Annotated in this window: 16 protein-coding genes; 9 read left to right on the top strand and 7 right to left on the bottom strand. The window is 74.1% G+C overall.

The window, feature by feature from the left end; all coding sequences use genetic code 11:
- Positions 1-57 precede the first annotated feature (57 nt).
- Together ACFWWU_RS30570 and ACFWWU_RS30565 are read left to right on the top strand one after the other, a co-directional pair.
- The gene (locus ACFWWU_RS30570) at positions 58-3,225 is read left to right on the top strand and encodes an ATP-binding protein (protein ID WP_384150107.1); all 3,168 of its coding nucleotides are present in this window, start codon (positions 58-60) and stop codon (positions 3,223-3,225) included.
- Positions 3,218-3,775: a hypothetical protein gene (locus tag ACFWWU_RS30565; protein WP_384150104.1), complete on the top strand. Its 558-nt coding sequence runs from the start codon at positions 3,218-3,220 to the stop codon at positions 3,773-3,775. The genes ACFWWU_RS30570 and ACFWWU_RS30565 overlap by 8 nt, the downstream gene beginning before the upstream one ends.
- Here the strand turns inward: ACFWWU_RS30565 and ACFWWU_RS30560 are convergent.
- Complete coding sequence (locus tag ACFWWU_RS30560) at positions 3,741-4,601, bottom strand: siderophore-interacting protein (RefSeq protein ID WP_384150101.1); 861 nt, start codon at positions 4,599-4,601, stop codon at positions 3,741-3,743. The genes ACFWWU_RS30565 and ACFWWU_RS30560 overlap by 35 nt on opposite strands.
- Positions 4,602-4,833: 232 nt before the next feature.
- On the opposite strand from ACFWWU_RS30560, the gene ACFWWU_RS30555 reads away from it, so the two are divergent.
- Positions 4,834-5,034 (top strand): hypothetical protein, encoded by a 201-nt coding sequence (locus ACFWWU_RS30555; RefSeq protein WP_384150098.1) that lies wholly within the window; start codon positions 4,834-4,836, stop codon positions 5,032-5,034.
- A gap of 152 nt (positions 5,035-5,186) precedes the next feature.
- The gene (locus ACFWWU_RS30550) at positions 5,187-6,377 is read left to right on the top strand and encodes an acyl-CoA dehydrogenase family protein (protein ID WP_384150096.1); all 1,191 of its coding nucleotides are present in this window, start codon (positions 5,187-5,189) and stop codon (positions 6,375-6,377) included.
- Between the two features lie 225 nt (positions 6,378-6,602).
- Here ACFWWU_RS30550 and ACFWWU_RS30545 read toward each other — a convergent pair whose 3' ends face one another.
- The 3 genes from ACFWWU_RS30545 to ACFWWU_RS30535 form a co-directional block, all read right to left on the bottom strand.
- Positions 6,603-7,406, bottom strand: coding sequence for a phosphatidate cytidylyltransferase (locus ACFWWU_RS30545; RefSeq protein WP_384150093.1), 804 nt, complete (start codon positions 7,404-7,406; stop codon positions 6,603-6,605).
- Positions 7,403-9,178: an aminotransferase class I/II-fold pyridoxal phosphate-dependent enzyme gene (locus ACFWWU_RS30540; RefSeq protein ID WP_384150090.1), complete on the bottom strand. Its 1,776-nt coding sequence runs from the start codon at positions 9,176-9,178 to the stop codon at positions 7,403-7,405. The genes ACFWWU_RS30545 and ACFWWU_RS30540 overlap by 4 nt, the downstream gene beginning before the upstream one ends.
- Before the next feature lie 190 nt (positions 9,179-9,368).
- Positions 9,369-10,136 (bottom strand): SDR family NAD(P)-dependent oxidoreductase, encoded by a 768-nt coding sequence (locus tag ACFWWU_RS30535; RefSeq protein WP_384150087.1) that lies wholly within the window; start codon positions 10,134-10,136, stop codon positions 9,369-9,371.
- A gap of 600 nt (positions 10,137-10,736) precedes the next feature.
- Here ACFWWU_RS30535 and ACFWWU_RS30530 point away from each other — a divergent pair.
- A complete protein-coding gene (locus tag ACFWWU_RS30530; RefSeq protein ID WP_384150084.1) occupies positions 10,737-13,034 on the top strand; it encodes a tetratricopeptide repeat protein in 2,298 nt (765 codons plus the stop codon).
- Positions 13,035-13,055: 21 nt separating this feature from the next.
- On the opposite strand, the gene ACFWWU_RS30525 is transcribed toward ACFWWU_RS30530, so the two are convergent.
- On the bottom strand, positions 13,056-13,721 hold the full coding sequence (locus ACFWWU_RS30525; RefSeq protein ID WP_384150082.1) for a M15 family metallopeptidase: 666 nt from the start codon (positions 13,719-13,721) through the stop codon (positions 13,056-13,058).
- 170 nt (positions 13,722-13,891) lie between these two features.
- Here ACFWWU_RS30525 and ACFWWU_RS30520 point away from each other — a divergent pair, with 170 nt between their 5' ends.
- The 4 genes from ACFWWU_RS30520 (at position 13,892) to ACFWWU_RS30505 (ending at position 18,836) form a co-directional block, all read left to right on the top strand.
- Positions 13,892-15,463: a phytoene desaturase family protein gene (locus tag ACFWWU_RS30520; RefSeq protein WP_384150079.1), complete on the top strand. Its 1,572-nt coding sequence runs from the start codon at positions 13,892-13,894 to the stop codon at positions 15,461-15,463.
- 189 nt (positions 15,464-15,652) lie between these two features.
- On the top strand, positions 15,653-16,687 hold the full coding sequence (gene tdh / locus ACFWWU_RS30515; protein WP_384150076.1) for an L-threonine 3-dehydrogenase: 1,035 nt from the start codon (positions 15,653-15,655) through the stop codon (positions 16,685-16,687).
- Positions 16,688-16,690: 3 nt separating this feature from the next.
- On the top strand, positions 16,691-17,890 hold the full coding sequence (locus ACFWWU_RS30510) for a glycine C-acetyltransferase (protein WP_384150073.1): 1,200 nt from the start codon (positions 16,691-16,693) through the stop codon (positions 17,888-17,890).
- 37 nt (positions 17,891-17,927) lie between these two features.
- Positions 17,928-18,836 carry a LysR family transcriptional regulator gene (locus ACFWWU_RS30505; RefSeq protein ID WP_384150070.1) on the top strand — a complete coding sequence of 303 codons (909 nt, stop codon included), beginning with the start codon at positions 17,928-17,930 and terminating at the stop codon, positions 18,834-18,836.
- Positions 18,837-18,867: 31 nt separating this feature from the next.
- On the opposite strand, the gene ACFWWU_RS30500 is transcribed toward ACFWWU_RS30505, so the two are convergent.
- Positions 18,868-20,922, bottom strand: coding sequence for an exo-alpha-sialidase (locus ACFWWU_RS30500; protein WP_384150067.1), 2,055 nt, complete (start codon positions 20,920-20,922; stop codon positions 18,868-18,870).
- Between the two features lie 250 nt (positions 20,923-21,172).
- Positions 21,173-22,957 carry a serine hydrolase gene (locus ACFWWU_RS30495; protein ID WP_384150064.1) on the bottom strand — a complete coding sequence of 595 codons (1,785 nt, stop codon included), beginning with the start codon at positions 22,955-22,957 and terminating at the stop codon, positions 21,173-21,175.
- Between the last annotated feature and the right edge of the window lie 121 nt (positions 22,958-23,078).

Here is a 23,078-nt window from a genome sequence, read left to right as displayed (position 1 = left end):
TCGGGTGTATCCGGTGCGTCCGGTGGAGCCGGTGGAGCCGGTGGAGCCGGGCGGCCGATGAGCACCGGCGCGCTGATCGCCCAGGTGTGGGCCGACGACGACCCGGCCGCCGACCAGGACCGGACGGCCGCGCTCCAGGCCCTGGTGGGCCGCCTGCGCCGGGCCCTCGGGCACGAGGCGATCGTCTCCGCTCCCGGCGGCTACCGGCTGGCCGCCGACCCGGACGCCGTCGACCTCCACCGCTTCGAACGGCTCGCCGCCGAGGGCTCCGCCGCGCTCTCCGGCGGGGACGCCGTGCGGGCCGCCGCGCTCCTCGACGAGGCGCTCGGCCTGTGGCGCGGGCCCGCCCTCGCGGACCTGCCGGGCCGGGACGCCGACCCCCTCGTCGTACGCCTCGAACAGCGGCACACGCGGGCGCGCCGCGACCGGTTCGCGGCGGATCTGGAGCTGGGGAGGGCCGCCGACGTCCTCGCACCCCTCGCCGCCTTCGCCGCCGGGCACCCGCTCGACGAGCCCGTCCAGGCCCTGCGCATCCGAGCCCTGCGGGCCGCCGGACGGCCCGCGGAGGCCCTCGCGGCGTACGAGGAGGTGCGCACGGGCCTCGCCGACCGGCTGGGTACGGACCCGGGCCCCGAACTGCGCGCCCTGCACGCCGAGCTCCTCCGCGCGCCCGCGCCCGGCCTCGCGGCGGACCGGAACGGGCGCCTGCCCGCCCGGCTGACCTCGTTCATCGGCCGGGACGGCGAACTGGGCGCGCTCGCCGCCGGGTGGGCCGACCGGCGGCTCGTCACCCTCACCGGACCGGGCGGCGTCGGCAAGACGAGGCTCGCGCTCGAGGCGGCCGAGACCTTTGACGGCGGACCGGTCCACCTTGCCGAACTCGCCCCCGTACGGGAGGAGTCCTCGGTCGCGGAGGCCGTCGTCGGCGCGCTGGGGGCGCGCGAGACCCAGCTCTGGAACGGTCCGGCCGTCGCCGAGGCCGCCGGGCCGAAGGACTCGCTCGCCCACCTGGTCGAGTACTGCGCCGGGCGCCGGATGCTCCTCGTCCTCGACAACTGCGAGCACGTGATCGCCGCGGCGGCGGAGCTCGCGCAGACTCTCCTCACGCGGTGCCCCGGCGTGACCGTCCTGGCGACGAGTCGGGAGCCGTTGGGGGTGCCGGGGGAGGTGCTGAGTCCGTTGGGGCCGTTGCCGGTGGACATGGCGTTGCGGTTGTTGGGCGAGCGAGGTGCGGCGGCGCGGCCGGGTTTCCGGGTCGCGGACGATGTGGGGGCGGCGGAGGAGGTGTGTCGTCGGCTTGACGGGTTGCCGTTGGCGATCGAGTTGGCGGCGGCGCGGTTGCGGTTGTTGTCGGTGCGGCAGATCGCGGACCGGCTTGACGATCGTTTCCGGTTGTTGACGTCGGGGGCGCGGACGGTGTTGCCGCGTCAGCAGACGTTGCGGGCGGTGGTGGACTGGTCGTGGGAGTTGCTGGACGGGGTGGAGCGGGGGGTGTTGCGGCGGCTCGCGGTGTTCACGGGCGGGTGTGATCTGGCGGCGGCGGAGACGGTCTGCGCCGGGGAGGGTGCCGGGGTTGACGTTCTGGACGTGTTGGGTGCTCTTGTCGACAAGTCGCTCGTGGTCGCGGGGCCGGGTCCGGACGGTGTGGGGATGCGGTTCCGGCTGCTGGAGACGGTGGCGGAGTACGCGGGGGAGCGGTTGGACGAGGCCGGGGAGCGGGCGGTGACGGAGCGGCGGCATCTCGCGTACTACCGCGAGCTGGCCCGCCGTACCGACCCCGAGCTCCGCGGCTCAGGACAGGTCGCCGCCATCACCGTCCTGGAGCGCGAGCACGGCAACCTCCGGACCGCGCTCCGGACCGCCGTCGCGCTGGGCGACGAGCAGGAGGCGCTCTGCCTCGTCCACTCCCTCAGCTGGTTCTGGCAGCTGAGGAACCACCAGACGGACGCCCGGACATGGGCGGCGACGGCCGCCCGGCTCGGACCCGACCCGTTCCGGGAGCCCGTCCGCCCCGCCGAACCCTTCGACGGCCGCTGCGTCGACGTGCCGCCGCCGTGGACGGGCGAGCGGCTCTGGGAGGCCCGCCGCGGCGGCCGGCTCTACGCGCTCGCGACCGAGGGCGGCGAGGGCGCCACCGCCCTCGAACGGCCCGAGACCCGCGCGCGGCTCACCGCCCTCGTCGCCGCGTACCGCCCGGGCCTCCCGCAGACCTGCCGCCAGCCGGGGACGATGTGGTTCTTCGCCCGTCTGATGACGGGCGAGCTGGCCGGCCTCGACGAGACCCTGACGCTGACCGTCGAGGCCTGCCGCGACCACGGCACCGGCTGGGACCTCGGCTTCGCCCTCCTCATGAGGGGCAAACTCCTCGGTCACGGCCCCGAGGACGCCGACGAGGCACTCGCCCTCTTCGAGGCCGCCGAAGACGCCTGGGGCATCGCGGAGTCCCTCTCGGCGCGGGGCGAGGCGTACGAGCGCGCCGGCCGGCTCACCGAGGCCGCCGCCGACTTCGAGCGGGCCACCCGCGCCGCCGCCCACGTGGGAGCCCGCTCCCAGGTGCCGCTCTTCACGGCGCGCCTCGCGGCCGTACGCCTCCGGCTCCGTCCGGAGGGGGACGAGGCGGCCGAACGGCTCCTGGCCGAAGCCGCCGACGAGGCGGGCGCGTGGGGGGCCGAGGCCGCCGGCGCCGGCCGGCTGCTCCTCGCCCAGCACTACGGCCACACCGGGCGCACGGCCCTGGCCCGCGCGCAGCTCACCCGGCTGGAGGGCGAGTTCGGCGAGAACACCCCGGCGCTCTTCTGGGGCCTCGTCGGTGGGATGTGGGCGTGGCTCGACTGCCTGGACGGCGCCCACGGCCGGGCCCTGGAGCGGCTGGCCCGTGCCGTCGTCGACCTGGAGACCCTCGCCCACCTGGTCGCCCCCTACCTCGTCGTCGCCCAGTTCGCGACGGCCGCCTGGGCCAGCTGCGGCCGCGGCGACCCGGGCGACGCCGAGACCGGAGCCGCGCTCCTCGGCGCGTACGACACCCACATCGGCCCCGGGACCGGCGGCGGCTTCCGACCCTTCGCCCCGCAGACGGAGGCCGCGATCCGCGCCCGGGCGGAGGAGGCGCTCCGCGAGCGCCTCGCCCCGGCGGCGTACACCCGCCACTACGTGGAGGGCACGAAGCTCTCCCTCGACACTGCCGCGGCCCTCGTCCGGCGGCACCAGGAGGCTCCGGATGCCTGACCGTCATGCGTACCGCGTCACTTCCCGACGGGGGGACCTGCTCCTGATCTGGCAGGCCGGCGAAGGGGACGATCTCGACACGCTCGCCGTCGACGATGACGACGACGACCGCGGACGCCTCCTCGCCTTCCACGACGCCGAATCCCTCGGGAAGCACTGCGCGGGCCGCGGCTGGGCACTCGCCGTGGACGTGGGCCGGGACGAACCGGCCTCCCTCGATCTCGGCCCCGTACGGAGCTGGGCCGAGGGCACGCACCGGGGCCCGGCGCCGTCGGGACTGCTCCTGGAGGCCTGGAACTTCTTCGAGGACCTCGCCCGCAGTGTGCCGGCGGGCCGCTCGCCGCTCCCGGCGCAGGGGGCGGTCCATGACGCCGCCTATGAGCGGATCTTCGACGAGGGTGGCGCGGAAGCGTGGACGGACGAGGAGGCCGCCGCCGCGCGGGGCCTCCTGAGCGCCGGGCTCGACCTCTGGGAGAAGGCGGCGCGTTCCGCTCACGTACCGGACGGGTTCCCGTTCAGCCCGCCGCCAGGCGCTCCCGGGCCTCCGTGAGGTCCTCGGGGGTCGGGGCGTCGTCCTGGGACAGGCGGCGGCGCCAGTAGCCGGTGAAGTGGATCGCGCTGCGGTCGATGCCGCGCTCCTCCACGAGGTGCCGCCGCAGCCCGCGTACGGCCGAGGCCTCGCCCGCGAGCCAGACGGACGGGCTGCCGGCCGGCAGTGCCCCGGCGCGCACGGCGTCGGCGGGCGGCGCGTCGTGGGACAGCAGCCGCACGGTGAGGTCCGCGGGCGTCGTCAGGGGCTGTACGTCGGCCGGGTCGTCGACCTGGACGTACGCGAGGGCCCGTCGGCCGGCCGGGAGCGCGGCCACGACCGTGGCGAGGGCGGGCACCGCACAGGCGTCGGCGTACAGGAGCGTCCAGTCGCCCGCGCCCGGGTGGAAGGGCACCGCGAACGCGGCGGACGGCCCGAACACGCCCAGCGGGTCACCGGGCCGCGCACATCGCGCCCACCGGGTCGCCGGACCCTCGTGAGCCTCCGCGCCACCCTCCCCGTGCAGGTGGAAGTCGATGTCGACGGTCTCCGCCACCGGGTCGTGCGCCCGGATGGTGTAGCTCCGCATCCAGGGCCGCTCCGCTTCCGGGATCGCCGCGTAGGCCGCGTACCACCGCATCACGTCGCCGTCCGCCCCGACGGCGGGCAGGACGAGCTCGGTGCCGCGCGTCCGGGGGAGGAACAGCTTCACCTGCTGGTCGGGTCGGTCGAGCGTGAATCCGGCGAGGGACGGCCCGCCGAGGGTGACGCGCAGCGTACGCGGGGTGATCCGGGGGACCGAGGTCACCCGCAGGTGCCGCAGGGGAAAGGCAGGGGGCTGGGACATGGCTTTCTCCAGGGGTAAGAACGGGCTCGCGGACGGGCTCGCCGATGGGCTCGCGGACGGGCTCGCCGGTCGGCTTGGCGGTGGGCTCACTCACCCTCCCGGGGCCCGTCGGCACGCGACCGACACGCCATCGACGCCACCTCGGCAGGGGAGGGCCGGAGACCGCCCCGGATGCGCTCCCGTCGGCAGGACACGAGAATGGCGAGTGCCGGAAGAACACGTAGGAGGCGGCATGAACGCTGAGCCCGACAAGATGTCCGCGGGGGATCTCCCGACGCCCGACCGGCTGCTCCACGCCGGATCGGAGGGCGAGTTCACGGCGGAGGACCTGGTCCTGGCCTCCGGCCGTGACGTGAATCCGAAGAGCCTCGCCTGGGCCGAACGCCGTATGGCGGAGAAGGGGCGCGCCTCCATGGACGAGCTCCTGCCCTAGACCCGTCCGTCGTCTCACCCGTCCCCTCGGCCCCGGATCGGCTTGCCCGAACCGGGGCCGCGGCCTTCCGCATTTGTGAAACACGTTCTACCGTGGCCGCCGTCACGCGACGCCACAGGACGCCGTAGGGCGCGCCGCCACGGGAGGCCCCCATGCACCTCGAGTACACGCCCGCCCAGAAGAGCCTGCGCGCCGAGCTGCGTGCGTACTTCGCCGGGCTCGTCCCGGACGACTTCCACACCCGGTACGAGGACCCCGCCGCGCAGAAGCGCTTCTACCGGGAGACCGTGCGCCGGCTCGGCGCGGACGGCTGGCTCGGGGTGGGCTGGCCCGTCGAGTACGGGGGGCGCGGACTCTCCCCGATGGAGCAGTTCATCTTCTTCGACGAGGCCGCCCAGGCCGGCGTACCCCTGCCGCTCATGGCTCTGAACACGGTCGGGCCGACGATCATGCGCTTCGGCACCGATGAGCAGAAGGCGTACTTCCTGCCCCGGATCCTCTCCGGCGAGATCGACTTCGCGATCGGCTACAGCGAGCCCGACGCGGGCACCGACCTCGCCGCGCTCAAGACCCGCGCGATCCGGGAGGGCGACGAGACCACCGGCGAGTACACCGTCAACGGGCAGAAGATCTGGACGACCAACGGCGACACCGCCGACTGGGTCTGGCTCGCCGTCCGCACGGACGTCGACGCCCCGCCCCACAAGGGCATCACGATGCTCCTCGTCCCGACGAGCGACCCCGGCTACTCGTGCACGATCATCAACACCCTCGCCTCGCACGACACGACCGCCAGCTACTACGACAACGTCCGCGTCCCGGCCTCGCGCCGGGTCGGGGAGGAGAACAAGGGCTGGCGCCTCATCACGAACCAGCTCAACCACGAGCGCGTGACGCTCGCGGCGCACGGGACCATGGCGATTCGCGCTCTCCACGACGTCCAGCGCTGGGCCGCCGACACGAAGCTCACCGACGGCCGGCGCGTCCTGGACCTCCCGTGGGTCCGCCGCACCCTGGCCCGCACCCACGCCCGGCTCGACGCGATGAAGCTCCTCAACTGGCAGATGGTGAACGCCGTCCAGCACGGCACCCTCACCCCCCAGGACGCCTCGGCCGTCAAGGTCTACGGCTCCGAGGCCCGCCGCGACGCCTATGCCGCCCTGATGGAGGTCGTCGGCTCGGCGGGCGCCCTCAAGGAGGGCTCGGCGGGCGCGGTCCTCCACGGCGAACTGGAACGCGGCTACCGCTCCGCCGTCATCTTCACCTTCGGCGGCGGCAACAACGAGATCCAGCGCGAGATCATCTCCTGGATCGGCCTGGGCATGCCCCGCGTCCGCCGCTGAGCCGCCCGCCTCAGTCACGCGGCCGGCCTGCCGGATGCCGACCCGACCCCGGTGATCCCGGGGCCCGGCGGGCTGGAGCCGAGCGCGGAGGAGCTGCACGCGATCCACGCGGCCCTCACCGCCGTCGCCACCTCCGCGAGCACATGGACGCCTTCGCGCCGGGCCTGACGAAGGCGGTTCGCGGCCGGTTCCTGGGGTTCGACGGTGGCGGAGCGGAACCGTGCCTCAGCTCAGCACCAACAGCACCGCCAGGGCGACGAGGAGGGAGTCGATCCGGTCCAGCAGGCCGCCGGAGCCGGGCAGCCAGCGGCCGGCGTCCTTCGCGTGGGCGCCCCGCTTGACCATCGACTCCAGCAGGTCCCCGAGCGGGCCGCCGACCGCCACGGCCACCGCCGTCTGCCACGTCAGGGACGACAGTACGGCGAGCGCGCAGAGACCGGCCGCCGCCCCGGCCAGCGTGCCGCTCCACCTCTTGGCGGGCGACAGCGGGGACAGCCGGGGGCCGCCGAGACGGCGACCCGCCGCGTACGCGACGATGTCGGCGATCGACACGGCCACGAACAGGACGAGACCGAGGGCGCCCGACGGTACGAGGCCGGCCAGGGCACCCAGCCACACGAGCCCGAGCAGCCCCGCGCCCAGGCGGCGGAGCCCGTGCTCCGCGTCACCCGACAGCAGGGGCACCCCGGCGATCGCGAGAGCACCGACCGCCGCCACCCGGAGCACCTCGCCGGGTGCCAGCCAGGCGGTCACGATCAGCCCGACGACCGCCGCGCCGAGGACCGCACGGTCCACCGGGCCTAGCCGCAGCAGCCCGCCGAACTCCGCCACCGCCACCACTCCGACGATGGCCGCGAGGACCACGATCCCCGGCGGGCCGAGCCAGAACGCGGCGGTGACCAGGGGCACTCCGAGCGCCCACACGCACCAGCGGACCATCAGCTCACGCTGCCGGGTCGCCGCCACCGCGATCCCGCCGACCGCCAGTGCCCCGCCGAGGTACGGCACGAGACCGGAGACCGTCGTCACGACGCGGAGACCCGACCGCCCGGCACACCCGACGCCACCGGCGGCTCCGTCTGTGCGCGCAGCGCCTCCAGGGCGCTCCGGCACGCCGCCACGATCCGCGCGTTCTCCGCCGTGTCGCGGACGGCGACGCGGACGATCCGCCCCTCGTACGCTGGGGACATCGGCGACAGGTCCCGCAGGTACACGTCGTGGCGGCGGCACTCGCGCACCAGCAGGGCCGCGCTCGGCCCGTCCGGCGGCAGGGTCACGGTGAGGAAGTTCGCCACCCCCTCGTCGACCGAGGAGAACCCGTCGAGCTCCGCGAGCCCGGCGGCGAGTGCCCGGCGCAGCACAGCGGTGCGCGCCCAGCGCTCCGCGTAGTACGCGGGGTCGCGCAGCGCTGTCACGGCGGCCAGCTGGGCCGGCAGGCTCACGGGCCACGGCGGCGTCCATCGGCGCAGCTCCCCGGCCGTGTCCGGGGCCGCCACCAGGTACGCGGCCCGCATCCCCGACAGCGCGTACATCTTCGAGAGCGAGGTGCAGACCACGACCCTCGGGTCGACCGAGGCGAGTCCGGCCAGCGAATCCGCCGGATCGACATAGCCCAGGTACGCCTCGTCGATCCACCACCGGGTCCGTGCGGGCGAGGCCTCGATCACCGCGCGCAGCGCGTCGGCGGGAGCGTGGCGGCCGGTCGGATTGTTCGGGTTGACCACGACCACGAGGTCGTACCGCCCGCTCGCGGTCGCGGCGGCGAGCCGGGCCGGGTCGAGCAGCCAGCCGTCCTCCCGGCTCAGCCTGAGCCGGTCGACCCGGCAGCCGATCACCCGCTCGGTGACGTGCGCGTACTCGCCGTAGCTCGGATCCAGCAGGAGCACCCGGCTGCCCGGCGTCAGCCACCGGCCGAACGCCCGGAAGATCAGGTCGGACGAGCCCGCCCCGACGACCAGCGACTCCACCGGCAGTCCACGGACTCCGGCGATCTCCGCGAGCAGTCCTTCCGCGCCCGTCGGCGGCGAGGTCCGCGCCGCCCACCCCGGGTCGTCCGACAGGACCGCGCGGACAGCGGGGGACGGCGGGAACCAGGCGTCCAGCACGTCCGCCGCGACCACCTCGTGACGACGGTTCAGCGTCCGGAAGTCCGTGCCGATCGCCGAGAAGAAGGCACCGCCGTGCTCGCAGCCGTCCGCGCGCGGCGCGAACGCCACGTCCAGCCGCCAGTCGAGATCCGCCCGCAGCCGCTCCAGGGTCCGCCCGTGGCGCTCCGCGACCGTCCTCGTCAGCTCGGCCACGGAGCCGCTCAGCACCTCGAAGGAGACGGCGCCCGAGCGGACCGTCCGCCCCACCGGCCGCAGCCCGGCGGCGAGATACATGTCGAGCAGCTCCGTGCGTCCCATCGCCACCACCTGACGACCGCCCCGCGCCGCGACCCAGCGCAGCGCCGCGTACATGAGGAGCGGCGCCGCCGCGGTGGACCGCCAGCGCTCCTCGACGGTCAGGACGCGGATCTCGAAGGGCGCCTCGTCCGTCAGGACCGGCAGCTCCTCGCGCGTCAGGTACTTGTCCAGCGAGTAGCGGCCGACCCACGGCGGGGTGAGGCTGACGAAGCCGATCCGCGTCTCGCCGCGCGCGGCCACGAGGTACACGTTGTCGCCGTCGAGCCCGTCGCTCAGCCGCCCCGACGGATCCACCGGATGCTGTCCCAGCTCCTCGGCGTACACGCGATGGCGCAGCTCGTGGATCCAGTCGTGATCCGCGGGCGTGGCAGCGCGCAGCTGCAAGGCGTGGTTCATGTGTGTCCCCCTGTGACGCTCCGGCATTCGCGCATCAGCATCGCGGAGCCCGGGCGACGATACCTGAGTACGCGTACTCACCTCGGCGGCCGTGCGCCCGCGCCGCCGCACATGGCCGTGCGCCCGCGCCGCCGCACATGGCCGTGCGCCCGCGCCGTCGCACGCGGTCGTGTCCCGTACCGCGCCGGTGTCAACTCCGCAGATGCGAAGCGCCGTTGAGGTCGAGGATCGTGCCCGAGGACCACTCGGCGGCGGGGGAGGCGAGCCACAGGACCGCCGCCGCGATCTCCTCGGCCGAGCCCACCCGCCCGAACGGGCTCTGTGCCCGGATCGCCTCGCCCTCGGGCCCCTCCACGCGCGGTGCCACCCGCTCCGTCGCGAAGAAGCCGGGGGCGACCGAGGCGACGGCGATCCCGTACGGCGCGAGCGAGACCGCGAGCGACTGGCCCAGCGCGTGCACGGCGGCCTTCGTCGCCCCGTACGCCGGATGGTCCGGCTCGCCCCGGAAGGCGCCACGGGAGCCGATGTTCACGATCCGGCCGCCCCCGCCCTGGTCGATCATGCGCCGTGCCGCGAGATGGCTCAGGTTGGCCGTGGCGAGCAGGTTCACGGCCACGTGCCGCTGCCACACCGCCACCCACTCCTCGTACGGTGTCTCCGCCAAGGGGTGGCGGATGTTCACCGCCGCGTTGTTCACCAGCACGTCGATTCCGCCGAGTGCCGCCGCCGCGGCGTCCACCACGGCCGCCGCCCCCGACGGCTCCGCGAGGTCGCCGCCGACCAGGGTGTGGCCGCCACCGGCCAGCGACGCGAGGGTGGTACGGGCCTCCTCCTCGCGCGAGCCGAAGTGGACGGCCACGCGGTCGCCGTTGGCCGCGAACGCCCGGGCCACCGCGCGGCCGAGCCCCCGCGACGCGCCGCTGACGAGCACGCGCCGCCCGGATGCGGATACGTTCATGACTGGTGCCTCTCGATGATCGGGTGTTCTGCCGGCGGCGACGATACGGCTCCGCCCACGGAGACCTGACCGGAGAAGCGCGACGGAGCCCGCCGGGCCCGAGTCCACTGGGCCCGACTCCGCAGGGCCCGAGTCCACCGGGCCCGGCTCGCCGCCGGGTCGGACGCGCGGACCGTCGAGGAATTCCTGCGCCGTCCGCCGGTCAAACCCGCCCCGGCACCGGCGCGCGAGGTGATCTGGCGGCGCGTGACGGTGCTCGCGTACGACATCCTGCCTCCCTACGCCCACGCGCTCTACGGCAGGCCCGCCCCGGCGCCCGGGACCCTCGCCCACCGGCTCACCGCGACGGCCGACCTGCTCCGGTGCGTCCCCGACCGCCTGCGCCGGCGGCTGGCCGCCCCGGCACATCCTCCGGGCCATGGACCGCCTCGGACAGGACACCCGCCCCGATCCCCGCTCCCTCCTCGGCGCCCGGGACGGGGGCGCCGGCACGCCCTCCGATCCCTGACACGTGCCCTACCCGTACCCACTGTCAGAGCCTGCGGCCATACTGGACATGTCGGGGAGGGTGCACGGAGGCGACGGGGGCGACAGCACACGATGGGGGACAGCAGGCTGATCCAGGGCCGGTACCGCCTGCACGAGGTCATCGGCCGCGGCGGCATGGGCGAGGTCTGGCGTGCCACCGACGAGGCACTCGGGCGCGGCGTCGCCGTGAAGTGCCTCAAGCCGCTCGGTCCGCAGCACGACCCGCACTTCCTCTCGGTGGTGCGCGAGCGCTTCCGGCGCGAGGCCCGCGTCGCCGCCGCGCTCCAGCACCGGGGCATCACCGTCGTGCACGACTTCGGCGAGTACGACGGCGTGCTCTTCCTGGTCATGGAGCTTCTGGAGGGGCGCAACCTCAGTCAGCTCCTCGCGGCCAACGCCAAGCACCCGCTGCCCGTCCAGGACCTCGTCGAGATCGCCGACCAGGTCGCCGACGCCCTCGCGTACACGCACCGCCAGGGCATCGTGCACCGCGACCTGAAGCCCGCGAACATCATGCGGCTGGCGGACGGGACGGTGAAGCTCTGCGACTTCGGGATAGCGCGACTCGGCACCGGCATGGGCTTCACCTCCAAGCTCACCGGGATCGGCATCGCCATGGGGACGCCCCACTACATGTCGCCGGAGCAGATCGGCGGCGGCGAGGTCGACCACCGCAGCGACCTCTACTCGCTGGGGTGCGTGCTGTACGAACTGGCCACCGGCGCCCCGCCCTTCGACCTGGACGACTCCTGGGCGATCCTCATCGGGCACCGGGACACGGTGCCGCGCCCGCCGCGCTCGCACCGCGCCGAGCTGCCTCCCTACTTCGACCGGATCGTGGTCGACCTGCTCGCCAAGGTCCCCGAGGAGCGACCGGCCGACGCGGGCGACCTGCGGCGCCGGATCGTCTCGGGCCGTTTCGCCCCGTCCCCGGCGCCCGTGCCCGTCCCGGGACCGGGCGGGGGAGTGGAGCTCGCGGAGACCGCGCCGTATCCGGTGCCGGGAGCTCCGGGGCCCGGCCCCGGCGCGCCCGCGCCCGCGTGGGCCCGGGGGATGAGCGGCGGACACCGGCCCGCGGTCGCGGGCGCCCCGGCCGGCACCGCCACGACGCCACGTCCGGTCGCCCATGACCCGGCCGCGGCCGTGCTCACCACCGAGTGGACCACCGCCACGCGCGCGTCGGACGCGAGTTCACTCGCCGACGAGACGGCCGCACCCGCCCCCGGGCCCACCGCGGAGCTGCTCGCGGTGCTCGCGGGCCGGCACCGCGCCGGGATCGGCCTCGGCAGACTCGACCGCTGGGACGAGTCCGAGTCGGTGCACCGGTCCGTCGCCGAGCACCGCGCCCGCGTCCTCGGCGACGACCATCCCGACACGCTGACCAGCCGTTACGAGGTCGGCTTCGCGCTCGCCCGGCTCGACCGCCCCGCCGACGCCCTGGACGCCTTCGACCGGGTCGCCGAGGGCCGCGCCCGGGTCCTCGGCGACGACCACCCCGACACCCTGGCGGCGCGTCAGGAGCGGGCGTACGCGCTGGGCCGTCTCGGACGGCACACCGAGGCGTACGAGGTGTACGTCGCCGTGCTCGCCGCCCGCGAGCGCACCGTGGGCCCCGACCATCCCGACACCCTGCGCTGTCGGCACAACCTCGCCTTCACGCTCGGCCGCCTGGGCCGCCTGGAGGAGTCGTACCGCACGGCGCACGAGGTCGTGGAGGCCCGGGCCCGGCTGCTCGGCGAGGACCACCCCGACACGCTCGTGACCCGCCACGAAGTCGCGTACACGCTCGGGCGGCTGGGGCGCGGGCAGGAGGCGCTCGCCCAGTACCGCGCCGTGGCCGACGCGCGTGCCGCCGCCCTCGGCGACGACCACCCGGACACCCTCACCGCCCGCTACGAGACCGGGGTCTGCCTCGGCCGTATCGGGCTGGCCGCGGACGCCCTGGACGTCTGCCGTGACGTCGTCGCGGCCCGCACGCGCGTGCAGGGCTCCGACGGGCCCGAGACCCTGCGCGCCCGCCACGCCCTCGCGGTCAACCTCGGCAGGCTCGGGCGGTGGGAGGAGGCGCTCGACGAGTCCGAGAGCGTCCGCTCCGCCCGGGAGCGCGTCCTGGGCCCCGACCACCACGACACCCTCCTGAGCCACCGCGAGACCGCCGTCGCCCTCGGGCGGCTCGGCCGCTGGGACGAGGCCCTGGTGGCACACCGAGCGATCGCGGCCATCCGCACCCGGGTCCTCGGCCCGGACCACCCGGACACCCTCGCGGGTCGGGACGACGAGGCCCAGTGCCTGGAGCGCCTCGGCCGCCCCACGGAGGCCGCCGCCCTCCTCCGCGCCGCGTCCGGCCTGCCCGCCGCGGACGCACCGTGAGGCCCGACGGTCGGGTGCGGCTCAGTGGCCGGGGTGGTCCAGCTCCTTCGGGCCGTAGATTGCCGCTGCCTTCCCGGTCATGAGGGCCCAGTAGCGGTCTCCGAAGGACCAGTGCCACCACTCCGTCGGGTAGTTCACCAGGCCGGCGGCGGTCAGGACGGAACCCAGCAGGTCCCGGTGCGCGCGGGCTTCGGCGCCGATCGTGTCGGCGTCGGTGTAGCAGGCTCCGGCGCTCTCCTCCGGCCCCGCGTTCATCCGGGTCCCCAGGTCCAGTTCACGCCCGTCGGGCCCCACCAGGGTGAGGTCGACGGCCGCGCCCGCACTGTGCGGCGCGATCTCGGGCGGGGACACGTACCGGCTCGCGGCCGTACGGATCCGCGCCGCCGGCCACTCCGGGTGGAGCGCGCGCAACTCGTCCGTGTACTCCTCGAAGTACTCCCGCTGGAGGGCGGGCGGACGGTACCCCTCGACGAACAGCAGCCTCAGCCCGTCCGGGAGCAGGGACTGGGCCGTGAGCAGGCGTTCGACGACGCCTTCGCGGAGGTGGGCGAAGGCGCCCTCCGGGTCCTCCTTGCGCGGGTCGACCGGCAGTGCGCCGTCGCGGCGGACGTCCACGAGACGTTCGCCGCACTCCGCCACGGGTATCGAGGTGACGCTCGGATCGGACATCAAGATGATCTCGGTCATAAGGAGATCATCTCCTGCGGCGTCGTCGGTCTTCCCGCGCCCCCGGCTCCCCGGCCTTCCCCGGCCTTTCCCCGGTCTCCTGGTCTCCCGGTCTCCCGGTCTCCCGGTCTCCCGGTCTCCCGGTCTTCCGCGGTCTTCCCCGGCCCGTCGATGCCGTGTGAGCATGAGCCATGACCGCCCGTGCCCCGCTCCCCGGCGCCCCCGGCGCACCCCGCGCGTACGACGCCGTGATCGTCGGAGGCGGTCACAACGGCCTCGTGGCCGCCGCCTATCTGGCCCGTGCCGGACGGTCCGTCCTCGTCCTGGAGCGGCTCGGCTCCACCGGTGGGGCGGCCGTCTCCACGCGGCCCTTCGCCGGGGTCGACGCCCGCCTCTCCCGGTACTCGTACCTCGTCTCGCTCCTCCCCGAGAAGATCACGCGGGAGCTGGGGCTGCGTTTCGCCGTACGGAAGCGGTCCGTTTCCTCGTACACCCCGAAGGGCGACGGCGGCCTCCTCGTCGGCGGAGGGCCCGACCGCACGCGGGCCTCCTTCGCCGCGCTCACCGGCTCCGACCGCGCGTACGAGGCCTGGCAGGCCTTCTACGGCCGTACCGGCCGGGCCGCCCGCCGCATCTTCCCCACCCTCACCGAGCCGCTCCCCACCCGCGCCGCGCTCCGCGCCCGCGTCGACGACGCCGAGACCTGGCGGATGCTGTTCGAGGAACCCCTCGGCGTCACCGTCGAACGCGCCTTCGCCGACGACCTCGTGCGCGGAGTCGTCCTCACCGACGCCCTCATCGGCACCTTCGCCGACGCCCATGACTCCACGCTCCTCCAGAACCGCTGCTTCCTCTACCACGTCATCGGCGGCGGCACCGGCGACTGGGACGTCCCCGTCGGCGGCATGGGCGCCCTCACCGACGCCCTCGCGGACGCCGCCCGCACCGCCGGGGCCCGCATCCTCACGGGTCACGAGGTCACCCGTATCGAGACCGACGGACACCGTGCCGCGATCACCTACCGCACGGCCGACGACGGCGAGGCCACCGTCGAGGCCGGGCGGGTGCTCGTCAACGCCTCCCCGCAGGCACTCGCCGGCCTCCTCGGCGAGACGCCCCCGCCGCCCCCGGAAGGCGCCCAGCTCAAGGTCAACATGCTGCTCACCCGGCTGCCGAGGCTCCGCGACCGCTCCGTCGACCCGCGCGAGGCCTTCGCGGGGACCTTCCACATCGCCGAGGGGTACGCGCAGCTCGCCACCGCCCACGCCGAGGCCGCCGCGGGACACCTCCCCACCGCCCCGCCCTCCGAGATCTACTGCCACTCCCTGACCGATCCGACGATCCTCGGCCCCGAACTCGCCGCCCAGGGCCACCACACCCTCACCCTCTTCGGACTGCACACGCCCGCCCGGCTGTTCACCGCCGACAACGACGGCACCCGTGCCGCGCTCCTCAAGGCCACCCTCGCCCAGCTCGACGCCCACCTCGACGAGCCCATCGCCGACTGCCTCGCCCTCGACGAGGACGGCCGCCCCTGCGTCGAGGCGAAGACCCCGCTCGACCTCGAACGCGAACTCCGCCTGCCCGGCGGCCACATCTTCCACCGGGACCTCTCCTTCCCGTACGGGGAGGAGGGCGCCGGCCGCTGGGGCGTCGAGACGCACCACGCCAACGTGCTGCTGTGCGGAGCGGGCGCGATCCGGGGCGGCGGAGTCAGCGGCATCCCGGGCCACAACGCCGCGATGGCCGCCCTCGGACGGTGAACCGTCCACCGTCGAACGTTGACGGCGGACGGCGCCCGCCAGGGGCGTGAAGCTGACCTGCGAGCGCGCTTAAGAAATCCTCGATGGACCAGGAGCCCCGCGTACGGAAGATTCTCTTCCAGGGATCTTGGGTGCTCAGCCGTGCCCGGACCCCCACATCACAGGACACGCACGTCGGGAGCCGATGCATTGAAGGCGCTGGTCAAGCTGAAGGCGGAGCCGGGACTCTGGCTCACGGACGTGCCCGAGCCGGAGACCGGCCCCGGGGACGTACTGATCAAGGTCAAGCGGACCGGCATCTGCGGCACCGACCTCCACATCCGCTCCTGGGACGGCTGGGCGCAGAAGTCCATCGCCACGCCGCTGACGATCGGCCACGAGTTCGTCGGCGAGGTCGTCTCCGTCGGCCGTGACGTCGCCGACATCGCCATCGGCGACCTGGTCAGCGGCGAGGGCCACCTCGTCTGCGGCAAGTGCCGCAACTGTCTGGCCGGCCGCCGCCACCTCTGCCGCGCCACCGTCGGCCTCGGCGTCGGCCGCGACGGCGCCTTCGCCGAGTACGTGGCGCTGCCCGCCTCCAACGTGTGGGTGCACCGCGTCCCCGTCGACCTCGACATCGCCGCGATCTTCGACCCCTTCGGCAACGCCGTGCACACGGCGCTCTCCTTCCCGCTCGTCGGCGAGGACGTCCTCGTCACCGGCGCGGGCCCGATCGGCATCATGGCCGCCGCCGTCGCCAAGCACGCCGGCGCCCGCAACGTCGTCATCACCGACGTCAGCGAGGAGCGCCTCGACCTGGCGCGCAAGACGGGCGTCACCCTCGCCCTCAACGTTGCCGAGCAGACCATCGCCGACGGCCAGCGCACCCTCGGTCTCAAGGAGGGCTTCGACGTCGGCCTGGAGATGTCGGGCAACCCGCACGCCATGCGCGACATGGTCGCCAACATGACCAACGGCGGAAAGATCGCCATGCTGGGCCTGCCCAGCGAGGACTTCGCCGTCGACTGGGCGAAGATCGTCACCTCCATGATCACGGTCAAGGGCATCTACGGCCGCGAGATGTTCGAGACCTGGTACGCGATGTCGGTGCTCCTGGAGGGCGGTCTCGACCTCGCCCCCGTCGTCACCGGCCGGTACGCGTACTCCGACTTCGAGGCCGCCTTCGACGACGCGGCCTCCGGCAAGAGCGGCAAGATCATCCTCGACTGGACTGCGGGAGCCTGACCCATGTTCGATTCCGTACGCGACGACATCCGTGCCACCCTCGAAGAGATCCGGCAGGCCGGGCTCCACAAGCCCGAGCGCGTGATCGGCACCCCCCAGTCGGCCACCGTCGCCGTCACCGCGGGGGGCCGCCCCGGCGAGGTCCTGAACTTCTGCGCCAACAACTACCTGGGCCTGGCCGACCACCCCGAGGTCGTCACCGCCGCCCACGCGGCGCTCGACCGCTGGGGCTACGGCATGGCGTCCGTCCGCTTCATCTGCGGCACGCAGGAGGTGCACAAGGAGCTGGAGGCGCGCCTCTCGGCCTTCCTCGGCCAGGAGGACACGATCCTCTACTCCTCCTGCTTCGACGCCAACGGCGGCGTCTTCGAGACGATCCTCGGCCCCGAGGACGCCGTCATCTCCGACGCCCTCAACCACGCCTCGATCATTGACGGCATCCGCCTCTCCAAGGCCCGCCGCTTCCGCTACGCCAACCGCGACATGGCCGACCTGGAGCAGCAGCTCAAGGAGGCGACCGCGGGCGGCGCCCGGCGCAAGCTGATCGTCACCGACGGCGTCTTCTCGATGGACGGCTACGTCGCCCCGCTCGCCGAGATCTGCGACCTGGCCGAGCGGTACGACGCCATGGTGATGGTCGACGACTCGCACGCCGTCGGCTTCGTCGGCCCCGGCGGCCGCGGCACCCCCGAGCTGCACGGCGTCATGGACCGCGTCGACATCATCACCGGCACCCTCGGCAAGGCCCTCGGAGGCGCCTCCGGCGGCTACGTCGCGGCCCGCGCCGAGATCGTCGCCCTGCTGCGCCAGCGCTCCCGCCCGTACCTCTTCTCCAACACCCTCGCCCCGGTCATCGCCGCCGCCTCGCTCAAGGTCCTCGACCTGCTGGAGTCCGCCGGCGACCTGCGCGACCGCCTGAACGCCAACACGGCGCTCTTCCGCTCCCGCATGACCGAGGAGGGCTTCGACATCCTCCCCGGCGACCACGCCATCGCCCCCGTCATGATCGGCGACGCGTCCGAGGCCGGCCGCATGGCCGAGCTGCTCCTGGAGCGCGGCGTATACGTGATCGGCTTCTCGTACCCGGTCGTGCCGCAGGGCCAGGCCCGGATCCGCGTACAGCTCTCCGCCGCGCACTCCCTGGAGGACGTGAACCGGGCCGTCGACGCGTTCGTCGAGGCCCGCGCCGCCCTCCAGGGCTGAGGCGGGCGCAGGCCCCGCGGCCTGCGAGACTAGGGGCATGATCGAAGCGCGGCGGTTGCACATCCTCCGTGCGGTGGCGGACCACCGTACGGTCACGGCGGCAGCCGCCGCGCTCTATCTCACCCCCTCGGCCGTCTCCCAGCAGCTCGCCGCCCTGGAGCAGGAGACCGGCCACCGGCTCGTCGACCGCAGCGCCCGGGGCGCCCGGCTGACCCCGGCCGGCGAGATCCTGCTCAGCCACGCCAACGCCGTCCTCGCCCAACTGGAGCGCGCCGAGTCCGAACTGGCCGCCTACGGCTCCGGCGAGGCCGGTACGGTCACCGTCGCCGCCTTCGCCACCGGCATCGGGCTCGTGGTGGCCCCCGCCATCAGGGCACTGGCCGGCTCCGCCCCCGGCATCCGGGTCCGCGTGCGGGACGCCGAGGGCGACGAGAGCCTGATGATGGTCCTCGACCGACAGGTCGACGTGGCGGTCGCGGTCGAGTACCGGGGCGCGCCGGGCGAGGACGACGCCCGGCTCACCCGCGTCCCGCTCTACGCGGAGCCCTTCGACGCGGTGCTGCCGCCCGGCCACCCCCTCTCCGCCGGCGAGCGGGTCGCGCTCGGCGACCTCGCGAAGGACGCCTGGATCGGCCAGTCCGCCGGCAATCCCTGTCACGACGTGACCGTCCTAGCCTGCGAGTACGCCGGATTCACCCTGAACCCGGAGCACTCGTCCGACGACTTCCGCGCCGTCGTCGCCCTCGCGGCGTCGGCCGCCGGCGTGGCGCTCGTACCGCGCTCGGCCCTGCGCGGCATGGAGTTGACGGGCGTCCACGTCCGGCCGATCGACGGCGTCGCACCGACCCGCAGGGTCTTCGCCGCCGTCCGGCGGGGGGCGGAGGAACACCCCCTGATCAGCCCCGTACTGACCGCCCTGCGCGCCGCGTCGCAAACCGGCGACTGACCTAGCAGGTACTGACCTACCAGGTACTGACCTACCAGATGGTGGAGAAACCGAGGCGGAGACGCTCGTCCTCGGTGGCCACGGCGAGGGAGCCGTCCTTCACCAGGGTGGCCTCGTCCGGGGTCAGTGCCCGCCGGAAGAGACGCACGTCGTCCAGGGTGCCGCGGAAGAGCTGCGCGACCCCGGCCGGCTGGTTGGGGAAGTCGGGCCGGGCGCCTATGTGGATGTTGAACTCGCCGGTGGGGGTGAGGTTCCGTTCCGTCGCCGAGGTGCCCGCCGGCATGACGGCTGTGGCGGGAACGCCCCCGTCCACCGAGAGGCCGATGGTGAGGCCGTCGCGGGTGAACACGACGTGGTGCCACCCGCCGTCGTTGTACGAGGAGGGCAGTGTCACCTCCGTGGAGCCGATGTCCGTGCCGACGGTGGCGCGCAGGACATTGGCGGCTCCGGTGCCGGGTTCGGCCCGGACCGAGAAGTGCCGGCCCTTCTTCAGCGGGTCGGTGCCGGGCATCCCGTACGCCCACACGATCGGCAGCGTGCCGGTGGTGGCCGTATGCCGGAACCAGGCCGTGACGGTGAAGTTCCGGTCGTCGACCCGCAGGGACGGCGAGCAGACGAGACGCAGGTAGTCGTCCTGGCCGTCGAACTCCATGGCCTTGCCGCCGCCACGCGCGCCGAGCGCGGCGCCGCCGTGGATGACGGCGTGGTTGCCGGCCTCGCCGGGAGCCCGCACGCGGGTGTCGGCGGTGCGCGGGCGGCGCAGCTCGGTCGCGGCGGCGTCCATGGCGCCCTCGGTGAAGGCCGTGAAGACGACGTTGCCGTGCGGGATGTTGCCGGCGGTCTCGTACAGGACGCCGATGGAGCCGCTGGACAGCACCGTCAGGTCGGAGTAGCCGGTGCGGGCCGCGGAGACCAGGGTGCCGACGGTCTGCCAGGTCTTCCCCTCGTCGTACGAGGAGCGGACGGCCAGTTCGCGCCGGTCCTCCAGCGGGCTGGGGCCAAGGCGCGAGGGGCCCGAGTAGAGGAGCCGGTCGGGCTTGCCGTCGCGGTCCCGCGCGTGCAGCCGCAGCAGCGAGCCGAACGTCGGAGACGTGTCCAGGTGGGCCACCGGGGTGAAGGGCGCGGCGAAGGTGGCGCCGCCGTCGGCGCTCGTGGTCTCCAGCCGGTGCTCGTTGGTGGTGCAGCGGGTCGGCTCGGAGTTGCGCGCGTTGACGTACACGCCGCCGTCGACGGTCTGGGCGACCGTCAACTCGGCCGGGTACGAGCCGGACTTGCTCACGGGGGTGGTGGTGGCGCCGAGCTGCCAGGTCAGGCCGCCGTCGTCGCTGTAGGACAGGTGGGCGCCCGCGGTCGTGTTGCCCCCCGCCGTGTGGTCGCCGGGAACGATCAGCCGGCCGTGGTGCGGCCCGCGGTCGAGCTGGATGCCGTGACCGGGGCCGGTGGACACCCAGCTCCACCCCGTCGCCTTCAGCTGCGGCAGCTCGACGCTCGGGGACCAGGTCACGCCGTCGTCCGTGCTGTGCACGGCGTGGACGGTGCGGGGGAAGCCGTCGCGCTTGGGCTTGGCCGCGTCACGGTTCCAGTCGCTGCTGGAGAACAGCAGGGTGATCCGGCCGGTCACCGCGTCCACGACCGGGGCGGGGTTGCCGTGCGCGAGCGCGTCGCCCGCGCCGACGACGACCTGGAGGGCCTCCCAGGTCGCACCGCCGTCGAGGGACCGCTTGAGCACGAGGTCGTTGTCGCCGACGTCGTGGCAGCCGGTCGTCGTCAGCCGCGTGCGGCCCTCGGCGAAGGCGAGGAGGACACCCGTCCTGCTGGTGACGAGGGCCGGTATCCGGGTGCAGAAGTAGTTCTCGCGCGCCTTGAACGGCGTGGTGGACACCTGGGTCGTGAGCGACGCCGTGGTGGCGCCCGCGCCGGTCGCCGTGGTCGCGGACGTGGTGGTCGTCGTCGACGCGGCCGCGCGCGACGGCGGCGTGACCGCGAGCACGACCGCGGCCAGGACGGCGAAGGAGAGCGCGCACAGCCACGCGGGCAGCGCGAAGCGGCGAGCGCCCGGTGGACGGCGCTCGGACAGGGGCAGCATGACGGAACACCTCGGTGTGAAGGTGAGGGCGAAGGACGATGGGGCGGCTGGGCCTGGAAGCGGTCGTGCCGCGTTCGTCAGCGGGCCGGTTGCGGCGACCCCCGCGGAGCGGGAGGACACCGCGAACGGGCGACGCGACGGACGCTCGCCTAGGCGTTCGTCCCATCCCCCCGGTGAGATCTCCCGGCCGGGACGCTACCTCATGTGATCACTAGTGCGCAGTCCGCCCCGGTGGTCCGTCCGTGCGGGCTCAATCAGCGGACCTGGCCCAGCCGTTCGCCTCGATCCGCGCCCCGTCCGCAGGCCGCGCCTCGTCGAACACCGGTCGCCCCGCCGCGTCGAGCAGCCGCAGCCCGTCCACGTACACGCCCCGCCCCACGTACCGCTGGTCCGTGCCGTACCGCCAGCGCAGCAGCGCGCCGGGTCCGGGCAGCGGTGCGGACACGGAGTGCCAGACGCGGCCGGACCAGCCGCCGACCGTGCCCGTCGGGTGCTCGGTGCCGGTGCCGGTGCCGGTGCCGCTGTCGGTGGCGAAGGGCACCGGCTGCCAGGTCGTGCCGCCGTCGGCCGAGTGTTCCAGGGCGACCGGGTCGGCGTTCGGCTCGGTGTCCCACCACAGCGCGCACTCCAGGCGTGAGGCGCCCGGCACCTGAGGGAGCGTCAGCGTGGCCGTCGTGGCGCTCGCCATGCCGGAGAACCAGGCGTGGCGGCCCCGGGCGGGGCGGACGGGGACGGCGCGGGCCAGGTGGTTCGCCGCGGCGACCCGGGGCGCCGAGCCGGATCGCCACGAGCGCACCGGGTGGACCGAGTTGCCGAGGACGATCAGGAAGGCGTCGGTCGTCGGGTCGAGGACGAGGCTGGTGCCGGTGAACCCGGTGTGGCCGGCCGTGCGCGGCGTGGCCATCGCGCCCATGTACCAGTGCTGGTAGAGCTCGAAACCGAGGCCGTGCTCGTCGCCGGGGAAGGCCGTGTTGAAGTCGGTGAACATCAGGTCGACGGACTCGGGGGAGAGGATGCGGGCCCTGCCGTACGCCCCGCCGTTGAGGAGGGTACGCGCCAGGATCGCGAGGTCCCAGGCGCGGGAGAACACCCCGGCGTGGCCCGCGACCCCGCCCAGACTGTAGGCGTTCTCGTCGTGTACCTCGCCCCACACCATGCCCCGGTCAAGACCCGACCAGGGACGCCGGGCGTCCTCGGTGGCCGCGATGCCGGGCCGCCACGAGAGCGGTGGGTTGAAACGAGTGCGGTGCATCCCGAGCGGAGCGGTGATCTCGTCGTGGAGCAGGGTGTCGAGACCGCGAGCGGTGATCTCCTCCAGGATCAGCTGGAGCGAGATCAGATTGAGGTCGGAGTAGAGGTACGTGGTTCCCGGCGCGTTCGCCGGGACCTCGTTCCAGAGCAGCCGCAGCTTCCCCTCCCGGGTCGGCTCCCGGTACAGCGGGATCCAGGACCGGAACCCCGACGTGTGCGTCAGCAGTTGACGCACCGTGATGTCCTGCTTCCCGCCGCCCCCGAACTCCGGGAGGTACGCGGTGACCTTCGCCTCCAGCTCAAGAGTCCCGCGCTCGACCTGCTGCACCGCCAGGATCGAGGTGAAGAGCTTCGAGACCGACGCCAGGTCGAAGACGGTGTCCTCGGTCATCGGGAGTTGCTCGCCCGGCGGCAGCTCGACTCCCGTGTCCGTCTTCTCGTCGTACGCGGAGTAGCGGACGGCCGAGCCGATCGGCCGGTGCAGGGCGACGGTCCCGCCGCGCCCGGCGAGCAGCACGGCCCCCGCGTACCAGGGGTGCGTGGGGGAGGGGGCGAGGAAGGCCTCGGCGTCCGTGACCAGCCGGTCCAGGTGGTCCGGGAGCAGCCCGGCCCGCTCGGCCGACCCGCGCCGCAGGGTCGTCCGCCGCGCCGCAGCCCCAGGGCCGGCTGCCGCCGCGGCCCCCGGCAGCGCACCGATCATCACCGCACCTCCCAGTGCCAGTACCCCGCCGCCGAACGCGCGGCGACTCAGGACTCCGTCTCGTGCTGTCGCATCCTCCGTCATGCCCACCCTCTCCCACACCGCGCCGCGACGAAACGTCAACGTGCCGCGCGGTGCGGCGACGAAAGAATCTGACGCAGCATCAGAAAATCTCTTCCCTCCGCCGCGCTGCTGCGGCATCCTG

Source organism: Streptomyces sp. NPDC058650 (genome assembly GCF_042717315.1).
In the GTDB taxonomy this organism is placed as follows: Bacteria; Actinomycetota; Actinomycetes; order Streptomycetales; family Streptomycetaceae; genus Streptomyces.
The sequence above is the reverse complement of the archived record's forward strand: the minus strand, read 5'-3'. Positions and strand labels throughout refer to the sequence as shown.

Excerpts from the sequence above, each read along its gene's own strand:
- ACFWWU_RS30570 (WP_384150107.1), top strand. The coding sequence starts at position 58 with ATGAGCACCGGCGCGCTGATCGCCCAGGTGTGGGCCGACGACGACCCG.
- ACFWWU_RS30565 (WP_384150104.1), top strand. The coding sequence starts at position 3,218 with ATGCCTGACCGTCATGCGTACCGCGTCACTTCCCGACGGGGGGACCTG.
- ACFWWU_RS30560 (WP_384150101.1), bottom strand. The coding sequence starts at position 4,601 with ATGTCCCAGCCCCCTGCCTTTCCCCTGCGGCACCTGCGGGTGACCTCG.
- ACFWWU_RS30555 (WP_384150098.1), top strand. The coding sequence starts at position 4,834 with ATGAACGCTGAGCCCGACAAGATGTCCGCGGGGGATCTCCCGACGCCC.
- ACFWWU_RS30550 (WP_384150096.1), top strand. The coding sequence starts at position 5,187 with ATGCACCTCGAGTACACGCCCGCCCAGAAGAGCCTGCGCGCCGAGCTG.
- ACFWWU_RS30540 (WP_384150090.1), bottom strand. The coding sequence starts at position 9,178 with ATGAACCACGCCTTGCAGCTGCGCGCTGCCACGCCCGCGGATCACGAC.
- ACFWWU_RS30535 (WP_384150087.1), bottom strand. The coding sequence starts at position 10,136 with ATGAACGTATCCGCATCCGGGCGGCGCGTGCTCGTCAGCGGCGCGTCG.
- ACFWWU_RS30530 (WP_384150084.1), top strand. The coding sequence starts at position 10,737 with ATGGGGGACAGCAGGCTGATCCAGGGCCGGTACCGCCTGCACGAGGTC.
- ACFWWU_RS30525 (WP_384150082.1), bottom strand. The coding sequence starts at position 13,721 with ATGACCGAGATCATCTTGATGTCCGATCCGAGCGTCACCTCGATACCC.
- ACFWWU_RS30520 (WP_384150079.1), top strand. The coding sequence starts at position 13,892 with ATGACCGCCCGTGCCCCGCTCCCCGGCGCCCCCGGCGCACCCCGCGCG.
- ACFWWU_RS30510 (WP_384150073.1), top strand. The coding sequence starts at position 16,691 with ATGTTCGATTCCGTACGCGACGACATCCGTGCCACCCTCGAAGAGATC.
- ACFWWU_RS30505 (WP_384150070.1), top strand. The coding sequence starts at position 17,928 with ATGATCGAAGCGCGGCGGTTGCACATCCTCCGTGCGGTGGCGGACCAC.
- ACFWWU_RS30500 (WP_384150067.1), bottom strand. The coding sequence starts at position 20,922 with ATGCTGCCCCTGTCCGAGCGCCGTCCACCGGGCGCTCGCCGCTTCGCG.
- ACFWWU_RS30495 (WP_384150064.1), bottom strand. The coding sequence starts at position 22,957 with ATGACGGAGGATGCGACAGCACGAGACGGAGTCCTGAGTCGCCGCGCG.